The sequence below is a fragment of the Shewanella sp. SM101 genome, assembly GCF_025654465.1.
GTDB classification, from domain to species: Bacteria; Pseudomonadota; Gammaproteobacteria; order Enterobacterales; family Shewanellaceae; genus Shewanella; species Shewanella oncorhynchi.
In genome coordinates, this window is sequence record NZ_JAKKRH010000127.1 from 1 (window position 1) to 1080 (window position 1080).

1 protein-coding gene is annotated in these 1080 nt (G+C 45.4%); it reads left to right on the forward strand.

Going from position 1 to position 1080, the window contains the following annotated elements; translation table 11 throughout:
* The first annotated feature begins 104 nt into the window (after positions 1-104).
* Positions 105-1046: an IS30-like element ISSba16 family transposase gene (locus tag L5M38_RS24170; protein ID WP_263180549.1), complete on the forward strand. Its 942-nt coding sequence runs from the start codon at positions 105-107 to the stop codon at positions 1044-1046.
* Positions 1047-1080: the final 34 nt, after the last annotated feature.

The following is a 1080-nucleotide window of genomic DNA, read 5'->3' on the forward strand; positions in this document are numbered from 1 at the left end:
CACCAGAATTCAGATAATAACTGCGACACTCTAATCGAGGTGTAGAAGAAGCCAACTGCTGAAAAGTGGTACGCTTTATCTCGCCAAAGTAAAAGAGTATCACCATGAATTATCAACAATTGACCGAAGCAAGACGATACCAGATTTCCGTACTGTTAGAACAGGGCTTTTCGATAGCACACATAGCTAAATGCATTGATTGTCATCGCTCTAGTGTCTATAGGGAAGTTAAACGATGCCAAGGGCAATCACGCTATCAGCCTGATATTGCACACAAGCAGGCTGTCACAATGAGGCGTCAGTCGAGTAAATATGCGATACCCTCACAGCGAATAGAGAGCATCGTCCTTTTACTGCAATTGGATTGGAGCCCTGAGCAAATCTCGCAAGTGTTGCGTTTGGTGAAGGAGCCTGTCAGTCATGAGTGGATTTATCGCTATATTGCCCGCGATAAACGTCGTGGCGGTAAACTTTATCGTCATTTACGTCAAGGACATAAGCGTTATCGGCGCGGCAAAGTAGAACAAGCTCCTACCATAAAAAACGCCGTATCGATTGACGACAGACCTGCGATTGTCGATAACCGAGAGCGATTTGGCGACTGGGAAATCGATACAGTATTAGGTCTGCATGGAACGGGCTCTATTGTGACCCTATTAGAGCGTAAGACTCGGTTTTATTTGATAAAGAAAGTCAATTCGAAGTCAGCGGCAGATGTAACGAAAGCGACGATTGAGTTGCTGATGCCCTATAAGGCGCACGTGCTGACGATAACGGCAGATAATGGACGCGAATTTGCTCACCACCAAGAGATAGCAGAGGCGCTAGATACACAGGTATATTTTGCGCACCCTTATCGTTCTTGTGAACGAGGAGCGAATGAAAACGCCAATGGATTACTGCGGCAGTACGTCAAAAAAGGGGTTGATTTGAGGCTAGTGAGTGATGAATTAATCGAATTTGCTCAGAATAGAATTAACTATCGACCCAAAAAGTGTTTGAAGTTTAAGCAGCCTGCCGTGGTGTTTCACCAGTTAGCTGCTTAATTGTCGAGTGTCGCACTTCGGGGTTGAATTCGGG

What these genes read in the sequence shown, in the direction of transcription:
- L5M38_RS24170 (WP_263180549.1), top strand. Translation starts at nt 105, where the DNA reads ATGAATTATCAACAATTGACCGAAGCAAGACGATACCAGATTTCCGTA.